Below are 22067 nucleotides of genomic sequence, written 5' to 3' on the forward strand. Positions count from 1 at the left end.
CGCCCGAGGCGTCAGCGGTGCGGGGAAACCGTTTAACAGGCACGGGCCGCCGCCCCATAGGATTGGCTCCAAACCACACTCACTCACCCCAGAGGATCGCTGCATGCCTGGCATCACGCGCGAGGAGGTCGCCCACCTCGCCCGGCTGGCGCGTCTGGAGCTGAAGCCCGAAGAGCTCGACCACTTCGCGGGACAGCTGGACGACATCATCGGCGCGGTCGCCCGCGTCAGTGAGGTCGCCGACCAAGACGTACCGCCGACCTCGCACCCGCTCCCGCTGACGAACGTCATGCGGGCGGACGAGGTCCGTCCGTCGCTCACCCCCGAGCAGGCGCTCTCCGGCGCCCCGGCCCAGGAGCAGCAGCGTTTCAAGGTGCCGCAGATCCTGGGGGAGGACTAACCGCCATGACGGACAACGTCAACATCATCAAGCTCACGGCCGCCGAGACCGCCGCGAAGATCGCCTCCGGCGAGCTCACGGCCGTCCAGGTCACCGAGGCGCATCTGGCGCGCATCGAGGCCGTCGACGAGAAGGTGCACGCCTTCCTGTACGTCGACCGGGAGGGCGCTCTCGCGCAGGCCCGTGCCGTCGACGAGAAGCGGGAGAGGGGCGAGAAGCTCGGTCCTCTCGCCGGCGTCCCGCTCGCGCTCAAGGACATCTTCACCACCGAGGGCATCCCGACGACCGTCGGCTCGAAGATCCTCGAGGGCTGGATCCCGCCGTACGACGCGACGCTCACCAAGCGGCTGAAGGCCGCGGACGTGGTCATCCTCGGCAAGACCAACATGGACGAGTTCGCCATGGGGTCCTCCACCGAGAACAGCGCCTTCGGACCGACCGGCAACCCCTGGGACCTCACCCGTATCCCGGGCGGTTCCGGCGGTGGCTCGTCCGCCGCGCTCGCGTCCTTCCAGGCCCCCCTCGCCATCGGCACCGACACCGGTGGCTCCATCCGCCAGCCGGCCGCCGTCACCGGCACGGTCGGCGTGAAGCCGACCTACGGGGCGGTCTCCCGTTACGGCATGGTGGCGTTCTCGTCCTCCCTCGACCAGGGCGGGCCCTGCGCCCGTACGGTCCTGGACGCGGCCCTCCTCCACGAGGTCATCGCCGGGCACGACCCGCTCGACTCCACCTCCGTCGACGTCCCGGTCCCGCCGGTCGTCGAGGCCGCCCTGAGCGGCAGCGTGGAGGGCATGCGGGTCGGTGTCGTGAAGCAGTTCCGCGGCGAGGGCTACCAGGCCGGCGTCATCCAGCGCTTCGACGAGTCCGTCGCCCTCCTCAAGGAGCTGGGCGCGGAGATCGTCGAGCTGGACTGCCCGTCCTTCGACCTCGCCCTGTCGGCGTACTACCTGATCGCGCCCTCCGAGTGTTCGTCCAACCTCGCCCGCTTCGACGGCCTGCGCTACGGCGTCCGTACGGGCGACGACGGCACCCACTCGGCCGAGGAGGTCACCTCCCTCACCCGTGAGGCGGGCTTCGGCCCCGAGGTCAAGCGCCGCATCATGCTCGGCACCTACGCCCTGTCGAGCGGGTACTACGACGCGTACTACGGCAGCGCCCAGAAGGTCCGTACGCTCATCACGCGGGACTTCGAGAAGGCGTTCGAGCAGGTGGATGTCATCGTCTCGCCGACGACGCCGACCACCGCCTTCCCGATCGGCGAGCGCGCCGACGACCCGATGGCGATGTACCTCGCCGACCTGTGCACCATCCCGACCAACCTGGCGGGCAACGCGGCCATGTCGCTGCCCTGCGGTCTCGCCCCGGAGGACAACCTCCCGGTCGGGCTGCAGATCATCGCCCCGGCGCTGAAGGACGACCGTCTTTACAAGGTCGGCGCCGCCGTCGAGGCCGCCTTCGTGGAAAGGTGGGGTCACCCGCTGATCGAGGAGGCTCCGTCGCTGTGAGCGCACTGACCAAGGCCAAGGGCTTCAAGAAGTCCAAGTCCGGTACGTACCTGTCCATCGCCGGGACCGCGTTCGGCGCGTTCGGCGTCGCCAAGCGGCTCAAGAAGGCCCGCGCCGACAAGGACACCCTGGTCCTGATCGACGCCACCGTGTCCGCCGTCGCCATCGTCACCGGCCTCGCCATCCTCTACCGCGAGCTGAAGCGGCTGGGCGACGACGACGTCCTGCTGGGCTGAGAGGGAAGTTCACCGTGACCACCACGACCGACCTGGTGTCGTACGAGGACGCGCTGGCGTCGTACGACCCCGTCATGGGCCTTGAGGTCCATGTCGAACTCGGCACCAAGACCAAGATGTTCTGCGGGTGTTCGACCGAGCTGGGCGCCGAGCCCAACTCGCAGACCTGCCCGACCTGCCTCGGCATGCCGGGCGCGCTCCCGGTCGTCAACGCGATCGGTATCGAGTCCGCGATCAGGATCGGTCTCGCGCTGCACTGCGAGATCGCCGAGTGGTGCCGCTTCGCCCGGAAGAACTACTTCTATCCGGACATGCCGAAGAACTTCCAGACCTCCCAGTACGACGAGCCGATCGCCTTCAACGGCTACCTCGACGTCCAGCTGGAGGACGGCGAGACCTTCCGTGTGGAGATCGAGCGCGCCCACATGGAGGAGGACACCGGCAAGTCGCTGCACGTCGGCGGCGCGACGGGCCGTATCCACGGTGCCTCGCACTCGCTGCTCGACTACAACCGTGCCGGCATCCCGCTCATCGAGATCGTCACCAAGCCGATCGAGGGCGCGGGGGAGCGCGCTCCCGAGGTCGCCAAGGCGTACGTGGCGGAGCTGCGCGAGCTCATCAAGGCGCTCGGTGTCTCGGAAGCCCGTATGGAGCAGGGCCAGATGCGCTGCGACGTGAACCTGTCGCTGCGCCCGCACGGCCGGGAGAAGTTCGGCACGCGGAGCGAGACCAAGAACGTCAACTCCCTCCGCTCCGTCGAGCGTGCGGCCCGCTTCGAGATCCAGCGGCACGCCGCGGTCCTCGACGGCGGCGGCACGATCATCCAGGAGACCCGCCACTTCCACGAGGACACGGGCTCCACGACCTCGGGCCGGGTGAAGGAGGAGGCGGAGGACTACCGCTACTTCCCCGAGCCGGACCTCGTCCCCGTCGCCCCGCCCCGCGAGTGGGTCGAGGAGTTGCGCGCGAGCCTGCCCGAGCAGCCGCTGGCGCGCCGCAACCGGCTGCGCGAGGAGTGGGGAGTCAACGCCCACGACATGCAGTCGATGCTCAACGCCGGTGCCATCGACCCGATCGTCGCCACCATCGAGGCGGGCGCCGACGCGGCCTCCGCGCGCAAGTGGTGGATGGGCGAGCTGGCACGTGGGGCCAACGAGTCGGGCGTGTCCCTGGACGCGCTGGCCATCACCCCCGAGCAGGTCGCCCGCGTGACCGCCCTGGTCAACGAGGGCTCCCTCAACGACAAGCTGGCCCGCCAGGTCATCGACGGCGTCCTCAAGGGCGAAGGCACCCCGGACGAGGTCGTCGACAAGCGCGGCCTGAAGGTGGTCTCCGACGAGGGCGCGCTCACCGCCGCCGTCGACGAGGCCATCGCCGGCAACCCGGGGGTCGCGGACAAGATCCGCGGCGGCAAGGTGGCCGCGGCGGGCGCGCTGGTCGGCGCGGTCATGAAGGCCACGCGCGGCCAGGCCGACGCGGCCCGTGTCAAGGAGCTGATCCTGGAGAAGCTGGGCGTCAGCGAGGGCTGAGGCCCGCTGTAGGACAACAGCCCGGGGGGACGCGTCGGTTGCGACGCGTCCCCCCGGGTGGGTGATCAGACGCGGCGACCCACCACCCGCGCGAAGCCCAGCGCGCGGCCCTGGTCGGCGTGCATCAGCTCCACCGACTCACGGGCCATGTCGGCCATCCACGGGTAGGGGCTCTCCTCGGCGCAGACCTCGCTCCACAGCAGCCAGTCCTTCCAGCCGTCCGTCAGCCAGTCCGCGGTCTCGACCTCCACGGCCCCGCTGCGGGTCCAGTGGCGCCGCCACCAGGCAGGGGAGTGGAAGGCCCAGAATCCGGGGTCCCAGAACGGCTTGAGGTGCGCCGGCGGCTGGTCGCCCTCCGGCTCCTCCCGCAGCGCGGGTACGACGACACCGATCCGCCCGCCCGGCCTCAACAGCCGGGTCAGCGTGGGCAGATACAGGTCGGCGGTGCCGAAGTACTGGTACGCGTCGATGCTCACGACCGCGTCGAAGCTGCCCTCGGCGAACGGCAGGTCGTGCGCCTCGGCGTGCACGGGCAGCACGCGGTCGGCGACGCCCGCCTCGGCGACGCGTACGGCGTTGTCGTCGGGCTTCACCCACAGGTCGGCCGCGGTGACCTGGACGTCATACTCCTTGGCGAGGAACACCGAGGTCATCGCGCGGCCACAGCCCAGGTCGAGGACCCGGGCGCCGGGGGGCAACGTGTCCAGACCGAGGGCGGGGGCCAGCCACTCCAGCAGCCACAGCGCGTGCGGGCCCATCTGGTTCTCGATGGTCCAGCGGGCGTCGTAGCGGCTGCTGCGCGGACGGCGCGGGTGGGCCAGTCGGCTGGTGAGGTCGTCATTCGAGGTCGTGATGTCGGGTGAGGTGTCGGGTGAGGTGTCGGACATCGGTGAACGGGCTCCTTGAGTCCTTCGTAGGGAAACGTGATGCGTAGGAGCTCGGACGGACCTTCAAAAAATGCACCTGCTTCGATCGGCGGCGATGTGCCGGAGACGACGGACGCCGGGACGCTAGCAGTGCGCCGCGCCGCCGCGCACCCGGATTCTCAGCCGGAGGCGCTACCCTCGCCCGCCATGAGCGGACGTGGCGATTCCGAGACATCCGATGCCCTGGATGGCATGACGGACGACTTCGCGGATCCGGCCGAGGACGCGCGGCGGGCGCGCTGGACGGCGGCCGCGACCGGGGCGGTACTCGCGCTCGCGGGTCTGGCCGCGTCGACGCTGCGGCTGACCGGTTCCGCCCCCGCACTCGTTCCGGTCGCCTACGCCTTCGGGGCGATGGTGTGCGCGCTGGCGTCGGTCCTCGGCTCCCGGGGACGTACCCGACGGGCCCTGTGGCTGCTGGTCGCCGGTGCCATGGTGATGGCGTTGGGTGATCAGTTCGACTGACTGACAGAGTGACCGTTACTGTCCTGTGATCTGGCTCCTATTCCTGTGAATAAGCGCACGAACGACGTAAAAGATCACTTCCTGCTGCGACAGTGGTCGTCACATTGTTCATGCGTTCTTTGCGGGCCGTTCACATCATGAATGTTCATGAACGTTTATTCCCGGCCAAAGATCCATAAAGTCCTCTGGGAGCACGTTCGTGGCAGCCCTCGCACGCTGGTGTGTCCGGCGACGTCTGGTCGTCGTCCTGCTGTGGCTCCTCGCCCTCGGCTCGCTCGGTACGGCCGCCGTCGTCACCGGCTCCGACTACTCGAACGACTACCAGGTCCCCGGCACCGAGTCGGGCCGCGCCACCCAGCTGCTCCAGGACGGCTTCCCGGACCTCGGCGGTGACAGCGACACCGTCGTCTGGCACACCGAGTCCGGCACCGTCCGCGCCGTCGACGTCGAACAGACCATGGCCCGAACCCTCGACCGGATCGAGGCCCTGCCCGGCGTCGCCTCCGTCTTCGGCCCCTACGACAGCCAGGGCGGCGGCCGGATCAGCGCGGACGGGCACACCGCGTACGCCACGGTCACCTTCGACGACCCAGCCGAGAACATCGACGCGTCCGAGGCACGGGCCGTGGTGCGGGCGGCCGAGGACGCCGAGAGCGGCGGGCTGCGGGTGGAGCTCGGCGGCAGTGCCATCCAATCCACCGAGTCGTCCGGCGGACATCTCGCCGAGGTGGTCGGCGTGGTCGTCGCCGCGGTGGTGCTGTTCCTCGCCTTCGGCTCGCTCGCCGCCTCGCTGCTGCCCATCGCCACCGCGCTGGTGAGCGTCGACGCCGCGTACGCCGGGATCGTGCTGCTCGGCCACGTCATGAGCGTCGCCGACTTCGCGCCCATGCTCGGCATGCTGATCGGGCTCGGCGTCGGCATCGACTACGCGCTGTTCATCGTCACCAGACACCGGCGCGGTCTGAAACGGGGGCTGTCCGTCACCGAGGCGGTCACCAACGCGGTCGCCACGACCGGACGAGCGGTCGTCTTCGCGGGTGCCACGGTTTGCATCGCGCTGCTGGGGATGCTGATCCTCCGGCTCGGCTTCCTCAACGGTGTCGCGATAGCCGCCTCGCTGACCGTCGTCCTGACCGTCGCGGCCTCCGTGACCCTGCTGCCCGCCCTGCTCTCCCTCATCGGCCCGCGCGCCCTCAGCCGGCGCGAGCGGCGCCACCTCGTGGACCACGGGCCGCAGCCCGAGCTGCCGACCGGGTTCGCCGCCCGCTGGTCGGCGTTCGTGGAGCGCCGTCCCAAACTGCTCGGCGGCCTCGCCCTGGGCGTCATCACCCTCCTCGCGCTGCCCACGTTCTCCCTCCACCTGGGCACCTCCGACCAGGGAAACAACCCGCGGACGTCGACCACCCGACAGGCCTACGACCTTCTCGCGGACGGCTTCGGCCCCGGCGTGAACGGGCCCCTCACCCTGGTCACGCACGTCGTCGGGGCCGAGGACAAGCTCGCCCTGGACAACCTCGACACCACCCTCCGCGGCACCAAGGGCGTCGCGTCGGTGACGCCGGTGACGTACGACACCGGCGGCGACACCGGGTACCTCACGATCCTCCCGGAGTCCTCCCCGCAGTCGAAGAACACCAGTGACCTCGTCGACCGACTGCGCACCGAGGTGCTGCCGCGCGCCGAGACCGGCACCTCCCTCGACGTCCAGGTCGGCGGCGTGACCGCCGGCTACGACGACTTCGCCGACATCATCGTCGGCAAGCTGCCGTTGTTCGTCGGCGTTGTCGTCGGGCTGGGCTGTCTGCTGCTCCTGCTCGCCTTCCGGTCCGTCGGCATCCCGCTGAAGGCCGCCGCGATGAACGTGGCCGCGGTCGCCGCCGCCTTCGGTATCGTCGTCGCGATCTTCCAGTGGGGCTGGGGCAGCGAACTGCTGGGCCTGGGGCGCGCGGGCCCGATCGAACCCTTCCTGCCCGTGATCATGGTGTCCGTACTCTTCGGTCTCTCCATGGACTACCAGGTGTTCCTGGTCAGCCGGATGTACGAGGAGTGGCTGGAGACCGGCGACAACCGACGGGCCGTCCGCGTCGGCCTCGCCGAGACCAGCCGGGTGATCAACTCCGCCGCGGTCATCATGATCTCCGTCTTCCTCGCCTTCGTGCTCAGCGGCGACCGTGTGATCGCCATGTTCGGCATCGCGCTCGCCGCCGCCGTCGCCCTCGACGCCTTCGTCCTGCGCACGCTGCTGGTGCCCGCCCTGATGCATCTGCTCGGCGGCGCCAACTGGTGGCTGCCGGGCTGGCTGGAGCGCCGTATGCCCCGCATCAGCATCGAGCCGCCCGAGTGCCGCGCCGCCCATGAGAGGCTGGCCGCTGCGACGGACGCCGCAGTGGCGGACGTACTGGCGAAGGAGCAGCAGCGGGATGTACGCGATATCCCTGGGTGACGACGGAGCGGAACTGCGTCCCCTGGAGCCGTGGCACGCCGAGGAGTTCCTGGCCCACCTGGATCGCGGGCGCGAGTTCATCAACCGTTTCGTTCCGTTCGGCGAGAAGGCCACGGACCTGGACGGCGCCCGCGACATGCTCCAGCGGTACGCCGACCTGCGCGCCGCCGACACCGCCTCCCTGCACGGCCTGTGGCTGGAGGGGAAGCTCGTCGGCGGGGTGCTCTTCCTGAACTTCGACGCGGAGAACGGCAACTGCGAGGTCGGCTGCTGGCTGGAACCCGCCGGCACCGGCCACGGTCTGGTCACCCGGGCGATGCGGGTACTCCTCGACTTCGCGGTCGAGCGGCGCGGCATCCACCGGGTCGAGTGGATCGCCGCCGTGGACAACCGCCCCAGCCTTAACGTGGCCCGGCGCCTGGGCATGTCCCGGGAAGGGGTGCGGCGGTCGGGCTACCCGCACCACGGCGTACGTCTGGACCTCGAGGTGTGGTCCATCCTTGCCCCCGAGTGGCGCGCGGCCCGCGCGCGTGGTGCTCACAGGGATCATTAAGAAACTTCTCAGACAGGATCCGTACGGTGCGCAACATGGGAACCAAGACAGCTGACGAGACCGGCGCCAAGACGGGTGCCGAGGCCACGACCGACGAGGAGAAGGTGAACGTCACCAAGACCGACGAGGTGACGGAGTCCGAAGCCGACGCAGGCGCCGACACGGCGGCCGAGGACGCGGATGTCGAGGATCTCGCTGCGAGGGACAACGAGAGCGAGCGTCCCTCCGGTGTCGCCCAGGGTGCGGGTGCCGTCGTCTCCGCCGCGCTCGGCTTCGTCTCGCTGACCGGCAGCTGGGTCGGCACGATCGCGGCCGCGCGGCAGTCGCTCGTCGGTCAGATGGAGGCACAGTCCACGTCCTCCTCCGACATCGCCAAGCTCCTCAAGGACGGCTACGGCGACGCCTGGCACGCCACCGCGCTGTGGGGCGGCGTCTTCGCGCTGCTCGCGCTGGTCGTCGGTGTCGTGGTGCTCGCCCGTCCCGCGTTCGGCGCCCCTGGCAGGCCGCAGGCCGTGTGGATCAAGTCGGTCTCCTGGGGCGGTGTCGCCCTCGGCGTCATCGGCCTGCTCCTGGCCGTCCTGAAGTACACCGACGTCCTGCTCGGGCTGCCGTCCGTGCCGGCCGCCGGCTGAGTCACCGCAGGTCCTGAGGGGCCTTAGGGAATCCGTGAGTACCTTACGGAGCTCCCTGAGGCCCCTCTCGCGCGTCTAAGGCCCCGTCCCTCGCCGAAGATGCGGAACTCTCCCGATGTGGCGCACCCCCCTGGGAGACGAAGGTGGAGGCATCGCAACGAGCGAAGCCGAAACCGACCTCACGAGGGACACACCATGTACGAGTACGAGCTCCAGCGACTGCGTTCCGCCGAACTGATCCGCCGGGCCGAGCAGGAGCGGCTGGCCCGCCGGGCCGTCCTCGGCAACCGCGCCGCCCGCCGCGAAGCGGCCCGACGCGCCGCCGAGAGTGATCCGCATACCGGCCGCCCACGCCGGCACTGGTTCGTCCCCACCGCGTGAGCGCCGGGGCAGGGACGGGCAGCCCTACGACGCAGCCGCCCGTCCCCGTGCGCGCCGACGCCGTCGAGGTTCCGCCGAGGACGGGTGCCGGGTCGTCGGATCCGTCCAGGACGAGGGCCGGGCGGCCGGGAGTGGCGACAGCACGTGCGGCGCTGACGGATCTGTCGAAAACAGGTGCCGCGTTGTCAGACCCGCGTGCGATGCTCGGGCCCGTGGAGACCAGGTCCGTCAGTCCCGTGTTCGTCGGCCGCGCCGATGAACTGGACACGTTGAACGACGCGCTCGCCCGTGCCGCCGCGGGCGAGCCGCAGGCGTTACTGCTCGGCGGTGAGGCCGGGGTCGGCAAGACCCGCCTCGTCGAGGAGTTCGCCACCGCCGCCTGCCACCGGGGTGCCGTCGTCGCACTCGGCGGCTGTGTCGAGATCGGCGCCGACGGACTGCCGTTCGCCCCCTTCTCCACCGCGCTGCGCGCCCTGCGCCGGGAACTGCCCGACGAACTCGCCGCCGCGACCGCCGGCCAGGAGGAGGAACTGGCCCGGCTGCTGCCCGAACTCGGCGAGACGAGCCCCGGACGGCACGACGAGGAGGGCATGGCCCGCCTCTTCGAACTCACCGCCCGGCTGCTGGAACGCGTCGCCGCCGACCGCACGGTCGTCGTCGCCCTGGAGGACCTGCACTGGGCCGACGCCTCCACCCGCCACCTCCTCGCCTACCTCTTCCGCACCCTGCGCACCGGCCGCCTCGTCGTCCTCGCCACCTACCGCGCCGACGACATCCACCGCCGCCACCCACTGCGCCCCCTGCTCGCCGAACTCGACCGGCTGCGCACCGTCCGCCGCATCGAACTCGGCCGCTTCAACCGCGCCGAGGTCGGCCGCCAGATCGCCGGCATCCGCGCCTCCGAACCCGACCCGGTCCAGGTCGACGACATCTTCGAACGCTCCGACGGCAACGCCTTCTTCGTCGAGGAACTCGCCGTCGCCGCCCACGAGGGCAGCTGCAGCGGCCTCACCGACTCCCTGCGTGACCTGCTCCTGGTACGGGTCGAGGGACTGCCCGAGAGCGCCCAGCGGGTCGCCCGGATCGTCGCCGAAGGCGGCTCCACCGTCGAGTACCGGCTACTCGCCGCCGTCGCCCGGCTCACCGAGGACGACCTCATCGAGGCCCTGCGGGCCGCCGTGGGCGCCAACATCCTGCTCGCCGCGCCCGGCGGCGACGGCTACCGCTTCCGCCACTCCCTGGTCCGCGAGGCCGTCAGCGACGACCTGCTGCCCGGCGAACGCTCCCGCCTCAACCGCCGCTACGCCGAAGCCCTGGAGGCCGACCCCACGCTCGTCCCCGCCGGTGAACGCGTGATGCGCCTGGCCAGCTACTGGTACCACGCCCACGACGCCGCCAAGGCCCTGCCCGCAGTCCTGGACGCCTCCGTCACCGCCCGCCGCCGGCACGCCTACTCCGAACAACTGGGGCTGCTGGAACGCGCGATGGAACTGTGGGACACCGCCCCCGAGGACGTCCGCGCGCGACTGCGCCCCGTCGACTACACCGAGGTCTATCCGCCCTGCGGCTGCGACCCCGCGACCACTCCGCTGCGCTACCTCGACCTGATGGCCGAGGCCGCGGTCGCCGGACGACTGTGCGGGGAACGCGAACGCGCCCTGATGATCATCAAGCGGGCACTGCGACTGCTGGTCGAAGACGGCGACCCGCTGCGCGCCGCCTGGTTCTGGACCCAGCGCTCCCGCCTTGTCCAGTCGCTGTCCCGCGGCGACGGCTGGGCCGAACTGGCCACCGCCCAGGACCTCGTACGCGGCCTGCCGCCCTCGGAGGTGCACGCCGAGGTCCTCGCCAGCGTGGCCAACTGGTCCATGGTGCACGCCCCCGGCCCCGGCGCCTTCACGGCCGCCGAACGCGCCGTGGAGTACGCGCGGATGCTCGGAGTCCGCGACACCGAGATGAACGCCCGCCTCACGCTCGGCGGCCTCATGGTCGAGGCCGGCGACGTGGCGACCGGGCTCGCCGAGATGGCCGAGGTCAAGGACCGAACGGTCGAGTACGGCATCTCCACCATCGCCGGCCGCGCCTATGTGAACCTGCCCTCCGCCCTCGAATCCGTCGGCCGTTCCAAGGAGGCCGTGCCGATCCTGGAGGCGGGGCTCGCCCACTCCCAGAAGTTCGGCCTGCTGGACACCGAGGCCTGGATCTGGGGCAACCTCGCCGAGACCTTCTACTCGCTGGGCCGCTGGGACCGGGCCGCCGAAGCGGGCACCAAGGCCGAACACGTCGGCCAGAGCACCAAGCCCCGCGGCTTCCACGCCACCCTCCGCGCCGAACTCGCCCTCGACCGAGGGGACCTGGCAGCCGCCGCAAGCCATCTGGCCGCCGCCCGCGGCCACTTCGGGAGTCATGACCGCGCTCCCCAGCACGAACTGCCCCTCGTGCGCATCGCGATCGGCATCGCCGCGGCCGAGGGCCGCCTCCTCGACGCCCGCGCCGAACTCGCACGCGCTCTGGACGCCGGCTTCCCGCCTGGCACCCAGCGCTACGTCTGGCGGATGCTGCTCACCTCGGCCGCCGCGGAAGCCGACGCGCGCGACCTGCCCACCGTCGGCCCCGGCCGCCCCGAGATCCTCGAACGCATCCGCGCCACGGCCAAGCCCCTGGCCACCCATGTCCCGGTATGGCAGGCCTACGAACGCTGGGTCCGCGCCGAACTGCTACGAGCCGAGGACGGCGCCCGCGCGGACACCTGGACGGAGGTCGTCACCGCCTTCGAGGCCCTGGAGCGCCCCTACGACCTCGCCCGCGTCCGGCACCGCCTGGCCGAAGCCCTGTTGCTGTCGGGGGAGAGCGGCGACGAACGCGACCGCGCCACGGAGCTGCTGCGCCTGGTCCACGCCGCCGCCGAACACCTCGGCGCGCGTCCCCTCGCCATAGCCACCGCCCGCCTGGCCCAGCGCGCCCGCCTCAGCCTCACCGGCGCCCGCCCCCTGAACGGCGGTAGCCGGACCGCCACCGACGGCGCGGCCGAGCCCGGCACCCCGGAAGACCCGGCCCGCGCCCTCGGCCTCACCGGCCGGGAACGCGATGTCCTGCGCCTGGTCTCCGCCGGCCGCACCAACCGCCAGATAGCGGAGGCGCTGTTCATCTCCCCGAAGACGGCCAGCGTCCACGTCTCGAACATCCTGGGCAAGCTCGGTGTCGCGGGACGGGGCGAGGCGGCGGCGGTGGCGCATCGCCTGGGGCTGTTCGCGGCCGACGTCTCCCAGGTGGAGACATCCGGTTGAGGCGTACGCTGCAAGAGACGCGCAGGGAGGCGCCGTGTTCAACATGTTCGAGGAACTGTTCGCACCCGGCCGCAAGCACACCCGCGACGAGCAGAACCGGCTGGAACTCACCCGGGAGGACGTCGGGGACGGCGATCCCGGGCGCGGGCCGATAGACCTCACATCCGGGAAGGTCGTCGTACGACCGCAGAAGCCGGACGAGGAGTCCTCCTCGCAGGAGTGAGCGGGGTGAGTGGGGTGATCGCCGGGGCCGGGGCAGGCCCTCAGCGGACCTGTATCTCCAGGATCCGGTCGTCCCCGTCCCTCGGGTCTCCGCGGCCGTCCGTGTTGCTGGTCACCAGCCACAGCTTGTCGCCGCCCGCCGCGACCACCGTGCGCAGCCGGCCGTACTCGCCCTGGAGGAAGGCCTGCGGGTCGGCCGAGGTCGCCGTGCCCTTGAGGGGGATGCGCCACAGACGCTGGCCCTTCAGGCCCGCCATCCAGACGGAACCCCCGGCATAGGCGATGCCGCTCGGGGAGGCGTCGTCCGTGCGCCACTGGGCCACCGGGTTCTGGTACTTGGAACTGTCCGACCTGCCCTCGGCGTCCGGCCAGCCGTAGTTCGCGCCCGGCTTGATCGCGTTCAGTTCGTCCCAGGTGTCCTGGCCGAACTCCGAGGCGAACAGGCGCTGCTTGGAGTCCCAGGCCAGACCCTGCACATTGCGGTGGCCGTAGGAGTACACGGGGGAGTCCGGGAAGGGGTTGCCCGGCGCCGGTTCGCCCTCCGGGGTCAGCCGGAGGATCTTGCCGCCCAGGGACTTGGTGTCCTGGGACAGGCCGGTGTCCCCGCTCTCGCCCGTGCCCGCGTACAGCATCCGGTCCGGGCCGAAGGCGATCCGGCCGCCGTTGTGGATCACACCCTTGGGGATGCCCTTGAAGATCGTGTCGGGCGCGCCGAGCTGCTCGCCGGACGGCTTCTTCTCGTCGTACAGCATGCGGACCACGCGGTTGTCCGAGGCCGAGGTGAAGTAGGCGTAGACCATGTGGTCCGAGGCGTAGTCCGGGGAGATCGCGATGCCCAGCAGGCCGCCCTCACCGGCCGGGGAGACCCCAGGCACCTCGCCCAGCTCGGTCTTCTTGCCCGACTGTCCGTCGATCCGGGTGATCGTGCCCTGGTCGCGGGACGAGACGAGCAGGTCGCCGTCTTGGAGCGGGGCCAGGCCCCAGGGGGTGTCGAGGCCTTCGGTGACGGTGCGCACCACCTTCACCGAACCCTTGGCCGGGGGCGTCTCCTCCGCGGCTTGCCGGGAGGGCGACGACCCCGAGGCCGTACGACTCGGTGTGGCGTTGTCGGCGCCGGCAGACGGTCCGCCGCCCGCTCCGTCGGACGAGCATCCGGCCGTCAGCAGGAGAGCGGCTGCGGCCAACGCGGCCGACACAGCTCGATGTTGCACGATTTTGGTCCCTTCGACGGGCGGTCTCGCGGCAGGTTCTACTTGTCATACACCGCTCGCGCCTCAGAGGTTCCCGATTCCCGGTGCCTGCCACGGCACTAGTCCCAGGCACTAGTCCCAGGATCCCTGTGCCCGTGGCAGCTCCGCCACCTCCGCCAGGTCCTGTGCCGTCAGACGCAGGGTCGCCGCCCGTGCGTTGTCCGTCACCCAGCGCTCCTGCTTGGCTCCGGGCACCGGGACCACGTGCCCGGCCTGGGCGAGGACCCAGGCCAGGGCCACCTGGGCCGGGGTGACGTCCGGGCCGTGGCGGCGGGCCACCCGGCGCAGGCCGACCACGATCGGCTGGTTCGCGGCCATCATCTCCGCGGTGAAGCGGGGGTGGCGGGCCCGCACGTCGTCCGGTTCGAAGCCCTCGCCGGGAGTGAGCGTGCCGGTCAGGTACCCGTTGCCGAGCGGCATCGCGGCCAGGAAACCGATGCCGCGGGCCTCGCACCACGGCAGCAGCGACCGCGTGGCCTCCGGCGACCACACCGAAAGCTCCGCCTGCACCGCGCTCACCGGGAAGACCTGCTGCACCCTCCGCAGCTGCCGGAGCGTCGCGTCGTGCAGCCCGCCCCCGGACCGGCGGCCGCCCCGCGCGCCCACCGCGCACAGCCCCAACGACCGCACCTTTCCGGCCCGGACGAGGTCCGCCATCGCACCCCAGGTCTCCTCGACCGGAACCTCGGGGTCCGCCCGGTGCAGCTGGTAGAGGTCGATGACGTCGGTCTGCAGTCGGCGCAGGGAAGCGTCGCAGGCCCGTCTCACATAGCCCGGGCGGCCGTTGGCCACGATGTGCTGCTCGCCCACCAGCAGACCGACCTTGGTCGACACGAAGGCGTCCTGACGCCGTTCCTTCAGCGCCCGCCCGATCAGCAGCTCGTTGGTGAAGGGGCCGTACATGTCGGCCGTGTCCAGGAGCGTCGAGCCGAGGTCCAGCGCCCGGTGCACGGCCCTGAGCGACTCCTCGCCGCGCTGCCGTGACCCGCTGTACGCCCAGCTCATCGGCATGCACCCGAGTCCGACGGCTCCCACCTCGAGCGCCGCCGCGCCGATCGTCCTGCGCTCCACCTGCTCGTGACCCTCCCTCTCCTGGCCCCCCAACCTAACCTCTGCGCTGCCGCGTCCCTGACATAGCCTCCTGACCATGACTGCTGCTGATGTGTGGCTCCCCGTTCCGCCGGAGGAGATCGAGGGACTTCCCGAGAGCCTGAACTACCGTTTCTGGAACGGCGAGGAGGACTTTCCCGCCGATCCCGAGGACTGCGTCTACTACGTCGTCCCCTACATGAAGCCCGTCGAGGTCGGGCTGCGCCCCGTGCCGCGGCTGAGCTCCGTGCAGGTCGTGCAGACCCTGTCGGCGGGCACCGACGCCGTCGAGCCGGGCCTCAAACACCTGCGCCCCGGCGTGCGGTTGTGCAATGCCCGCGGGGTGCATGAGGCGAGCACGGCCGAACTCGCGCTCACGCTGATCCTCGCCTCGCTGCGCGGCGTACCGGGCTTCGTCCGCGCCCAGGACCGGGAGGAGTGGCTTGGCGGGTTCCGGCCCGCGCTTGCGGACCGGAACGTCCTCATCGTGGGGTACGGCTCGATCGGAGCAGCGATCGAGGACCGGCTCGTTCCGTTCGAGGTGGCGCGGGTGGCGCGCGTCGCGCGCTCTGAGCGCACCACGGCGCGCGGCCCGGTGCACCCACTCACCGAACTCCCCTCCCTGCTGCCGGAGGCGGACGTCGTGATCCTGTCCACGCCGCTCACCGAGACCACCCGCCACCTGGTGGACGCCGACTTCCTGGCCCGTATGAGGGACGGCGCGCTGCTGGTCAACGTGGCCCGCGGCCCCGTCGTCGACACCAAGGCGCTGCTCGCCGAGCTGGAGAGCGGCCGCCTCACCGCCGCCCTCGACGTCACCGACCCCGAGCCGCTGCCCCCGGGCCACCCCCTGTGGCACGCGCCCGGCGTGCTCGTCAGCCCCCATGTCGGCGGACCCACGTCCGCGTTCCTGCCGCGCGCCAAGCGGCTCCTCGTGGACCAGTTGAACCGATTCGTGAACCGGGAGCCGCTGCGCAACGTGATTCTCACGACGGGCGCAACCGGCGCCTGACGCCCACGGGTCGAGCCCCGCGCGCGATCCGCGCGACGGGCGCGACAGGCGCGCGATCCGTTTCCGGCACCCTCCGCAGTCTTGCGGACGCGGTCCGTGCCCGCATCGCCGCTGGTCGTCACGGAGCGTAGAGGAACTATGTCCCTGAGTGACGAGACTGGTGTATCGTCCCGACAGGGGCTGCGCCGTTCACCGTTCGGCGCCGGGGATGGACATTGCAGACTGTGAGGGGGGCGACGGGCGATGCACGGCCTATGGACGAACGATCCGACGCGGCGAGGCCGCCGACGACGACCCTGGAACACGGCCGCGCGCGGACGCGGTCACCATGGCGGCCACCCCTGCGGGCATGCCGGACACCACAGCCATCACGCTCACAGCCACCACCCCCGCGGGCACAGCAGCCGCAGGAAGCACGCGCACCCAGCGCACCGGGACCCGTGGGACCCGGGGGCGGCGCGGACCGGGAGGGCCCGGTGAGCTCGCCCCCGTCTTCCACGACCACCCTCGACTCGGTGCCGCGGGTCCGTCCCGTGCCCGGTCCGTCGCCGACCCGCCGACCGGCTTCCGGCAGCGGGTCGAGCCTGGTCCGCCAACTCCTTCTGGCCCTGGTGTGCGCGGGATACGCCCTGGGTTCCGCGTTCGGCTGGGGCTCGCGCCAAGTCGCCCTGATCATGGGTGACTTCGGGCTGAGTGCCGCGGCGGGCGCCGCGGCCGTGTCCTGCTTCCTCTACGCCCGCAGCCGACGGGTCCGCTTTCGGCCCGCATGGCTGCTGTTCGCCCTCTCCTCGATGATGGCGGCCCTGGGCAACCTGATCTGGGGGTGGTACGAGGTCGTCCTCGGTATCGAGGTGCCCAGCCCCAGCTACGCCGACCTGTTCTTCCTGTGCTTCGCGCCGCCCGCCATCGTGGGCCTGCTGGTGCTCGCCAAGCGACCGGTGACGAAGGCGGGTTGGGTCTGCCTCGGCCTGGACGCCTGGCTGATCGGCGGCTCCCTGCTCACGCTGTCCTGGAGCCTCGCCCTCGCGCAGGCGGCCAGGTCCGAGGGGTCGAGCGTGTCGCACGCCGCGCTCTCGCTCGCCTACCCGCTGCTGGACATCGCCCTGGTCAGCATGGTGCTCGCCCTGCACTTCAGGCGCTCGGCGGTGAACCGGACAGCGGTCAACACCGCGATCGGGGCGCTCGCCCTGACCGTGATGTGCGACGCGCTGTTCACCTCGCCACTGCTGCACCACACCTATCGCTCCGGACAGCTGCTCGACGCGGGCTGGTTCGCCGGCTCGCTGCTACTCGCGTACGCCCCCTGGGCCGCGTCGAAATCCGGAGCCGACGCCGACCGGCCACCTCTGCCCGGGGGTACCCGCGTGGTGCGTGAGCACCTGCCCGGACAGCACACCGGCCCGCAGCACCACCCGCCCGCGCCGGGAGGTGATCACAGCCGGTACCCCACGGCCCGGCCCACGGCCGGCTCCCTGGCCGCCCTCACGCCGTATCTCGCCGCCGCCGTCTGCACCCTGGGGATCCTCTACAACGTCCTCAACGGCCGCAGCGTCGACCGTGTGGTGCTGCTCACCGGCGGCACGGTGGTGCTCGCCCTCGTGGTGCGCCAGGGCATCATGCTGCTCGACAACATCACCCTCACCCAGGAACTGGCGCAGAAGGAGAACCACTTCCGCTCCCTGGTGCAGGGCTCCAGCGACGTCATCATGATCGCCGCGCCCAACGGCATCCTGCGCTACGTCTCCCCGGCCGCCGCCGGAGTGTACGGGCGCCCGGCCGAGGAGCTCGTCGGCACGGAACTGGCCGGACTCATCCACCCGGAGGACCTGGGCTGCGTGGTGCACGAGGTGCGCCGCTTCCTCGCCGCCAGCCCTCTGGTGGAACCCACCACGCGCATCGAATGCCGCTTCCGGTCCGGTGACGACGGCTGGCTCAACGTCGAGTCCACCGTCAACCGTCACCACGGCGGCCTCATCTTCAACAGCCGGGACGTGACCGAGAGAGTCCGACTGCAGGCGCAGCTCCAGCACAACGCCGAGCACGACCCGCTGACCGACCTGCCCAACCGCGCTCTGTTCACCCGGCGCGTCCAGCAGGCCCTGTCCGGCCGCCGTTCCTCGGACCGGGGCGCCGCCTTGCGCGGCACGGCCGTGCTCTTCATCGACCTGGACGGCTTCAAGGCAGTCAACGACACGATCGGGCACCAGGCCGGCGACGAGCTGCTGGTCCAGGCCGCTCGCAGACTCCAGGACGCCGTGCGGCACGGGGACACCGCGTCCCGGCTCGGCGGCGACGAGTTCGCCGCCCTGATCGTCGGCGACGGCACCCGTGACCGCTCCGCCCGCGAACGTCACATCATGGAGCTCGCTGAGCGCCTGCGGACCACCCTCTCGCAGCCCTACCTCATCGACGGCAACGATGTCCGCGTCAACGCGTCCATCGGCGTCGCGTTCGCCGAACCGGGTCTCGGCGCGGGTGAACTGCTGCGCAACGCGGACCTCGCGATGTACCGCGCCAAGGCGGGCGGCAAGGGCAGGGTCGAGCTGTACGCCCCACAGATGCAGCAGGACGTCGTACGGAAGGCGGAGCTGGCCACGCGTCTGCGGGCGGCGCTGCACGACGGCGAGTTCACGCTGCTGCACCAGCCGGTGGTGTGCCTGGAGGACGGCCGGATCACGTCGGTCTCCGCCCAGGCGCGCTGGCGCTCCTCCCAGGGCGTGCTGTTCACGCCCGCCGAGTTCCTGCGGGTGGCCGAGGACAGTGACAAGACCGCCGAGCTGGGGCGCTGGATGCTGGAGGAGGCCGTCGAGCAGGCGGCCGAGCGGGCGTCGACCGGGCTGTCCGTGCCGGTGGCGGTCCGGATGGGCGCGCGCCGGCTGCTGGACCGCTCGATGCCGCTCGGCTCGACCGAGGCCCTGCTGACCCGGCACGGGCTGCCGTCCGGCTCCCTGGTGATCGAGCTGTCCGACATCGACCCCCGGGTCTCCCTGGACGAGCTGGAGCGTCGACTGAGCGCGTTGCGCAGGCTCGGCGTCCGGATCGCCCTGGACGGCTTCGGAAGCGGATACGCGGCGATCACGGCCCTCAGGCGACTCCCGGTCGACGTGCTGAGAATCGACCGCGGTCTGGTCGAGGGTGTCGTCGAGTCCGCGCGACTGCACAAGATCACCAGTGGGCTGCTGCGGATCGCCGGGGATCTCGGGCTGCAGTCCGTGGCGGACGGCGTGGACCTGCCGGAGCAGGTCGTGGCGCTGCGCGCGATGGGCTGCACCCATGGGCAGGGCATGGCGTTCTCGGGTCCGCTGGACGAGTTCCGGCTGCGCCGGGCACTGAGTTCCGGCCACTATCCGGTGCCGCACGGCCCGGCCGAGCCCGTGTTGGCGGGCGGCGGCGCGGGGGTGTACACCGCAGGCGTGGCCGCGGTTCTCGGAGGCGGGACGGCCCTTCGCTCACATAATGAGACTCCCGTCCCACCCACTTGACAGTGAGTGCGTGCCGGGGAGAGGGTCAGTGCCATGCGCACCCGAATTCTCGTACTTGGAAAGCGCGTCGGCTGACGCTGGTGACCTCCGGACGGACCCGGAACTCACAGCGACCCCACCCGGCGCGCTCCCCTCGCTTGCCTTATGGCACGAGGGGTTTTTTGTTGCACGGGCACCGTCCGTGCACCATTCAAAAACCGCACAAACTTCGCAAAAACCCTCAGCATCGAGAAGAGAATGCCGATGACCGAGCAGGCCACCGGGGCCCATCACCCGCAGCCGCGGCCCCGTTCCGGAGGACATCAGTCCGCCCCCGAGCACGTCACGGGTGCGCAGTCCCTCATCCGCTCTCTCGAGGAGGTCGGGGCCGACACGGTATTCGGCATTCCCGGCGGTGCGATCCTCCCCGCGTACGACCCACTCATGGACTCCACCCGGGTGCGCCACGTCCTGGTCCGCCATGAGCAGGGCGCAGGGCACGCGGCCACCGGTTACGCGCAGGCCACCGGCAGGGTCGGCGTCTGCTTGGCGACCTCCGGCCCCGGTGCGACGAACCTGGTGACGCCGATCGCGGACGCCCACATGGACTCGGTGCCGCTCGTGGCGATCACCGGGCAGGTGGCCTCCAAGGCGATCGGCACGGACGCCTTCCAGGAGGCGGACATCGTCGGCATCACGATGCCGATCACCAAGCACAACTTCCTGGTCACCAAGGCCGAGGACATCCCCCGGGTGATCGCGCAGGCGTTCCACATCGCCTCCACCGGCCGGCCCGGCCCGGTCCTGGTCGACATCGCCAAGGACGCCCTCCAGGCGCAGACGACCTTCTCCTGGCCCCCGGTCATGGACCTGCCCGGCTACCGCCCGGTGACCAAGCCGCACGCCAAGCAGATCCGCGAGGCCGCCAAGCTGATCACCGCCGCGAAGCGGCCCGTCCTGTACGTCGGCGGCGGCGTCCTGAAGGCCAAGGCCACGGCCGAGCTGAAGGTCCTCGCCGAACTCACCGGAGCGCCCGTCACCACCACCCTGATGGCGCTCGGCGCATTCCCCGACAGTCACGAGCTGCACGTGGGAATGCCGGGCATGCACGGTGCGGTCACCGCCGTCACCGCGCTGCAGAAGGCCGACCTGATCGTCGCCCTCGGAGCCCGGTTCGACGACCGCGTCACCGGCAAGCTGGACAGCTTCGCCCCGCACGCCAAGATCGTCCACGCCGACATCGACCCGGCCGAGATCGGCAAGAACCGCGCCGCGGACGTGCCGATCGTCGGTGACGCCCGCGAGGTCCTCGCGGACCTGGTCCAGGCCGTGCAGAAGGAGCACAGCGAGGGACACCGGGGCGACTACAGCGCCTGGTGGATGGACCTCAACCGGTGGCGCGAGAACTATCCCCTGGGGTACGACCAGCCCGGGGACGGATCCCTCTCGCCGCAGCAGGTCATCGAGCGCATCGGCCAACTCGCCCCAGAGGGAACGATCTTCACGGCGGGCGTCGGCCAGCACCAGATGTGGGCCGCCCACTACGTGCAGTACGAGAAGCCGGCGACCTGGCTGAACTCCGGCGGCGCGGGCACGATGGGCTACGCGGTCCCGGCCGCGATGGGCGCCAAGGCCGGCGTGCCCGGACAGACCGTCTGGGCGATCGACGGCGACGGCTGCTTCCAGATGACCAATCAGGAGCTCACCACCTGCGCCCTGAACAACATCCCGATCAAGGTCGCCATCATCAACAACGGCGCCCTCGGGATGGTCCGCCAGTGGCAGACCCTCTTCTACAACCAGCGCTACTCGAACACCGTGCTGCACTCGGGCCCCGGGGCCAGCGGCAAGGAGCCGAGCGCCGGCACCCGCGTCCCCGACTTCGTGAAGCTGTCGGAGGCCATGGGCTGCTACGCGATCCGGTGCGAGTCGCCGGAGGACCTCGACAAGGTCATCGAAGAGGCGAACTCGATCAACGACCGCCCGGTCGTCGTGGACTTCATCGTCCACGAGGACGCGATGGTGTGGCCGATGGTCGCCGCCGGCACCTCCAACGACGAGATCCTGGCCGCCCGGGACGTCCGCCCCGACTTCGGCGACAACGAAGACGACTGAGCGAGAGAGACCCAAGAGACATGTCCAAGCACACGCTCTCCGTCCTGGTGGAGAACACGCCGGGCATCCTGGCCCGGATCGCCGCCCTGTTCTCCCGCCGCGGCTTCAACATCGACTCGCTCGCCGTCGGTGTCACCGAGCACCCCGACATCTCCCGCATCACCATCGTGGTGAGTGTCGTCGACGAACTGCCGCTGGAGCAGGTGACGAAGCAGCTCAACAAGCTCGTCAACGTGCTCAAGATCGTCGAGCTGGAACCCGGATCGGCCGTTCAGCGCGAACTCGTTCTGGTGAAGGTGCGCGCCGACAACGAGACGCGCTCCCAGATCGTCGAGATCGTCCAGCTGTTCCGCGCCAAGACCGTCGACGTCTCCCCGGAGGCCGTCACCATCGAGGCCACCGGCTCCAGCGACAAGCTGGAGGCCATGCTGAAGATGCTCGAGCCGTACGGCATCAAGGAACTAGTGCAGTCCGGCACGATTGCGATCGGACGCGGTGCCCGTTCGATCACGGACCGGTCGCTGCGCGCCCTGGATCGGTCGGCGTAAGACATCGGAA

At 70.9% G+C, this 22067-nt stretch carries 18 protein-coding genes; 15 read left to right on the top strand and 3 right to left on the bottom strand.

The window, feature by feature from the left end:
* Positions 1-103 precede the first annotated feature (103 nt).
* From gatC to gatB, 4 genes are read left to right on the top strand one after another with little or no spacing between them, the layout of a single operon-like run.
* Positions 104-400: an Asp-tRNA(Asn)/Glu-tRNA(Gln) amidotransferase subunit GatC gene (gene gatC, locus AB0H86_RS38310; RefSeq protein ID WP_018531282.1), complete on the top strand. Its 297-nt coding sequence runs from the start codon at positions 104-106 to the stop codon at positions 398-400.
* Positions 401-405: 5 nt separating this feature from the next.
* Positions 406-1908 carry an Asp-tRNA(Asn)/Glu-tRNA(Gln) amidotransferase subunit GatA gene (gatA, locus tag AB0H86_RS38315; RefSeq protein ID WP_362449702.1) on the top strand — a complete coding sequence of 501 codons (1503 nt, stop codon included), beginning with the start codon at positions 406-408 and terminating at the stop codon, positions 1906-1908.
* On the top strand, positions 1905-2144 hold the full coding sequence (locus tag AB0H86_RS38320) for a hypothetical protein (protein WP_030040520.1): 240 nt from the start codon (positions 1905-1907) through the stop codon (positions 2142-2144). Before gatA ends, AB0H86_RS38320 begins: the two co-directional genes overlap by 4 nt.
* A gap of 14 nt (positions 2145-2158) precedes the next feature.
* Positions 2159-3673 carry an Asp-tRNA(Asn)/Glu-tRNA(Gln) amidotransferase subunit GatB gene (gene gatB / locus AB0H86_RS38325; protein ID WP_362449704.1) on the top strand — a complete coding sequence of 505 codons (1515 nt, stop codon included), beginning with the start codon at positions 2159-2161 and terminating at the stop codon, positions 3671-3673.
* Between the two features lie 65 nt (positions 3674-3738).
* Here gatB and AB0H86_RS38330 read toward each other — a convergent pair whose 3' ends face one another.
* Positions 3739-4560: a methyltransferase domain-containing protein gene (locus AB0H86_RS38330; protein ID WP_362449706.1), complete on the bottom strand. Its 822-nt coding sequence runs from the start codon at positions 4558-4560 to the stop codon at positions 3739-3741.
* Positions 4561-4746: 186 nt separating this feature from the next.
* On the opposite strand from AB0H86_RS38330, the gene AB0H86_RS38335 reads away from it, so the two are divergent.
* From AB0H86_RS38335 to AB0H86_RS38365, 7 genes are all read left to right on the top strand, one after another.
* On the top strand, positions 4747-5064 hold the full coding sequence (locus AB0H86_RS38335) for a hypothetical protein (protein WP_362449708.1): 318 nt from the start codon (positions 4747-4749) through the stop codon (positions 5062-5064).
* A gap of 199 nt (positions 5065-5263) precedes the next feature.
* The gene (locus AB0H86_RS38340; protein ID WP_362449710.1) at positions 5264-7507 is read left to right on the top strand and encodes an MMPL family transporter; all 2244 of its coding nucleotides are present in this window, start codon (positions 5264-5266) and stop codon (positions 7505-7507) included.
* Complete coding sequence (locus tag AB0H86_RS38345) at positions 7485-8060, top strand: GNAT family protein (RefSeq protein WP_362449712.1); 576 nt, start codon at positions 7485-7487, stop codon at positions 8058-8060. Before AB0H86_RS38340 ends, AB0H86_RS38345 begins: the two co-directional genes overlap by 23 nt.
* 35 nt (positions 8061-8095) lie before the next feature.
* Positions 8096-8692, top strand: coding sequence for a hypothetical protein (locus AB0H86_RS38350; protein ID WP_362449714.1), 597 nt, complete (start codon positions 8096-8098; stop codon positions 8690-8692).
* A gap of 195 nt (positions 8693-8887) precedes the next feature.
* The gene (locus tag AB0H86_RS38355; RefSeq protein WP_362449716.1) at positions 8888-9073 is read left to right on the top strand and encodes a hypothetical protein; all 186 of its coding nucleotides are present in this window, start codon (positions 8888-8890) and stop codon (positions 9071-9073) included.
* A 200-nt stretch (positions 9074-9273) separates the two neighbouring features.
* A complete protein-coding gene (locus tag AB0H86_RS38360) occupies positions 9274-12360 on the top strand; it encodes an AAA family ATPase (RefSeq protein ID WP_362449774.1) in 3087 nt (1028 codons plus the stop codon).
* A 34-nt stretch (positions 12361-12394) separates the two neighbouring features.
* Complete coding sequence (locus tag AB0H86_RS38365) at positions 12395-12583, top strand: DUF6191 domain-containing protein (protein WP_362449718.1); 189 nt, start codon at positions 12395-12397, stop codon at positions 12581-12583.
* A gap of 40 nt (positions 12584-12623) precedes the next feature.
* On the opposite strand, the gene AB0H86_RS38370 is transcribed toward AB0H86_RS38365, so the two are convergent.
* Positions 12624-13793, bottom strand: a complete 1170-nt coding sequence (locus AB0H86_RS38370; protein ID WP_362449720.1) for a PQQ-dependent sugar dehydrogenase — start codon at positions 13791-13793, stop codon at positions 12624-12626.
* A 111-nt stretch (positions 13794-13904) separates the two neighbouring features.
* On the bottom strand, positions 13905-14903 hold the full coding sequence (locus AB0H86_RS38375) for an aldo/keto reductase (RefSeq protein ID WP_362449722.1): 999 nt from the start codon (positions 14901-14903) through the stop codon (positions 13905-13907).
* 76 nt (positions 14904-14979) lie between these two features.
* Between AB0H86_RS38375 and AB0H86_RS38380 the strand changes: the two genes are divergently transcribed.
* From AB0H86_RS38380 to ilvN, 4 genes are all read left to right on the top strand, one after another.
* A complete protein-coding gene (locus tag AB0H86_RS38380; protein ID WP_362449724.1) occupies positions 14980-15933 on the top strand; it encodes a 2-hydroxyacid dehydrogenase in 954 nt (317 codons plus the stop codon).
* Between the two features lie 476 nt (positions 15934-16409).
* A complete protein-coding gene (locus tag AB0H86_RS38385; RefSeq protein WP_362449726.1) occupies positions 16410-19415 on the top strand; it encodes an EAL domain-containing protein in 3006 nt (1001 codons plus the stop codon).
* A 237-nt stretch (positions 19416-19652) separates the two neighbouring features.
* Positions 19653-21509 carry an acetolactate synthase large subunit gene (locus AB0H86_RS38390; RefSeq protein WP_362449728.1) on the top strand — a complete coding sequence of 619 codons (1857 nt, stop codon included), beginning with the start codon at positions 19653-19655 and terminating at the stop codon, positions 21507-21509.
* 20 nt (positions 21510-21529) lie between these two features.
* A complete protein-coding gene (gene ilvN / locus AB0H86_RS38395) occupies positions 21530-22057 on the top strand; it encodes an acetolactate synthase small subunit (protein WP_030667415.1) in 528 nt (175 codons plus the stop codon).
* Positions 22058-22067 lie beyond the last annotated feature (10 nt).

This window comes from Streptomyces sp. NPDC050997, from assembly GCF_040660135.1.
In the GTDB taxonomy this organism is placed as follows: Bacteria; Actinomycetota; Actinomycetes; order Streptomycetales; family Streptomycetaceae; genus Streptomyces.

Excerpts from the sequence above, each read along its gene's own strand:
- AB0H86_RS38330 (WP_362449706.1), bottom strand. The coding sequence starts at position 4,560 with ATGTCCGACACCTCACCCGACACCTCACCCGACATCACGACCTCGAAT.
- AB0H86_RS38360 (WP_362449774.1), top strand. The coding sequence starts at position 9,274 with ATGCTCGGGCCCGTGGAGACCAGGTCCGTCAGTCCCGTGTTCGTCGGC.
- AB0H86_RS38390 (WP_362449728.1), top strand. The coding sequence starts at position 19,653 with ATGCCGATGACCGAGCAGGCCACCGGGGCCCATCACCCGCAGCCGCGG.
- AB0H86_RS38335 (WP_362449708.1), top strand. The coding sequence starts at position 4,747 with ATGAGCGGACGTGGCGATTCCGAGACATCCGATGCCCTGGATGGCATG.
- ilvN (WP_030667415.1), top strand. The coding sequence starts at position 21,530 with ATGTCCAAGCACACGCTCTCCGTCCTGGTGGAGAACACGCCGGGCATC.
- AB0H86_RS38380 (WP_362449724.1), top strand. The coding sequence starts at position 14,980 with ATGACTGCTGCTGATGTGTGGCTCCCCGTTCCGCCGGAGGAGATCGAG.
- gatC (WP_018531282.1), top strand. The coding sequence starts at position 104 with ATGCCTGGCATCACGCGCGAGGAGGTCGCCCACCTCGCCCGGCTGGCG.
- gatA (WP_362449702.1), top strand. The coding sequence starts at position 406 with ATGACGGACAACGTCAACATCATCAAGCTCACGGCCGCCGAGACCGCC.
- AB0H86_RS38345 (WP_362449712.1), top strand. The coding sequence starts at position 7,485 with ATGTACGCGATATCCCTGGGTGACGACGGAGCGGAACTGCGTCCCCTG.
- AB0H86_RS38355 (WP_362449716.1), top strand. The coding sequence starts at position 8,888 with ATGTACGAGTACGAGCTCCAGCGACTGCGTTCCGCCGAACTGATCCGC.
- AB0H86_RS38350 (WP_362449714.1), top strand. The coding sequence starts at position 8,096 with ATGGGAACCAAGACAGCTGACGAGACCGGCGCCAAGACGGGTGCCGAG.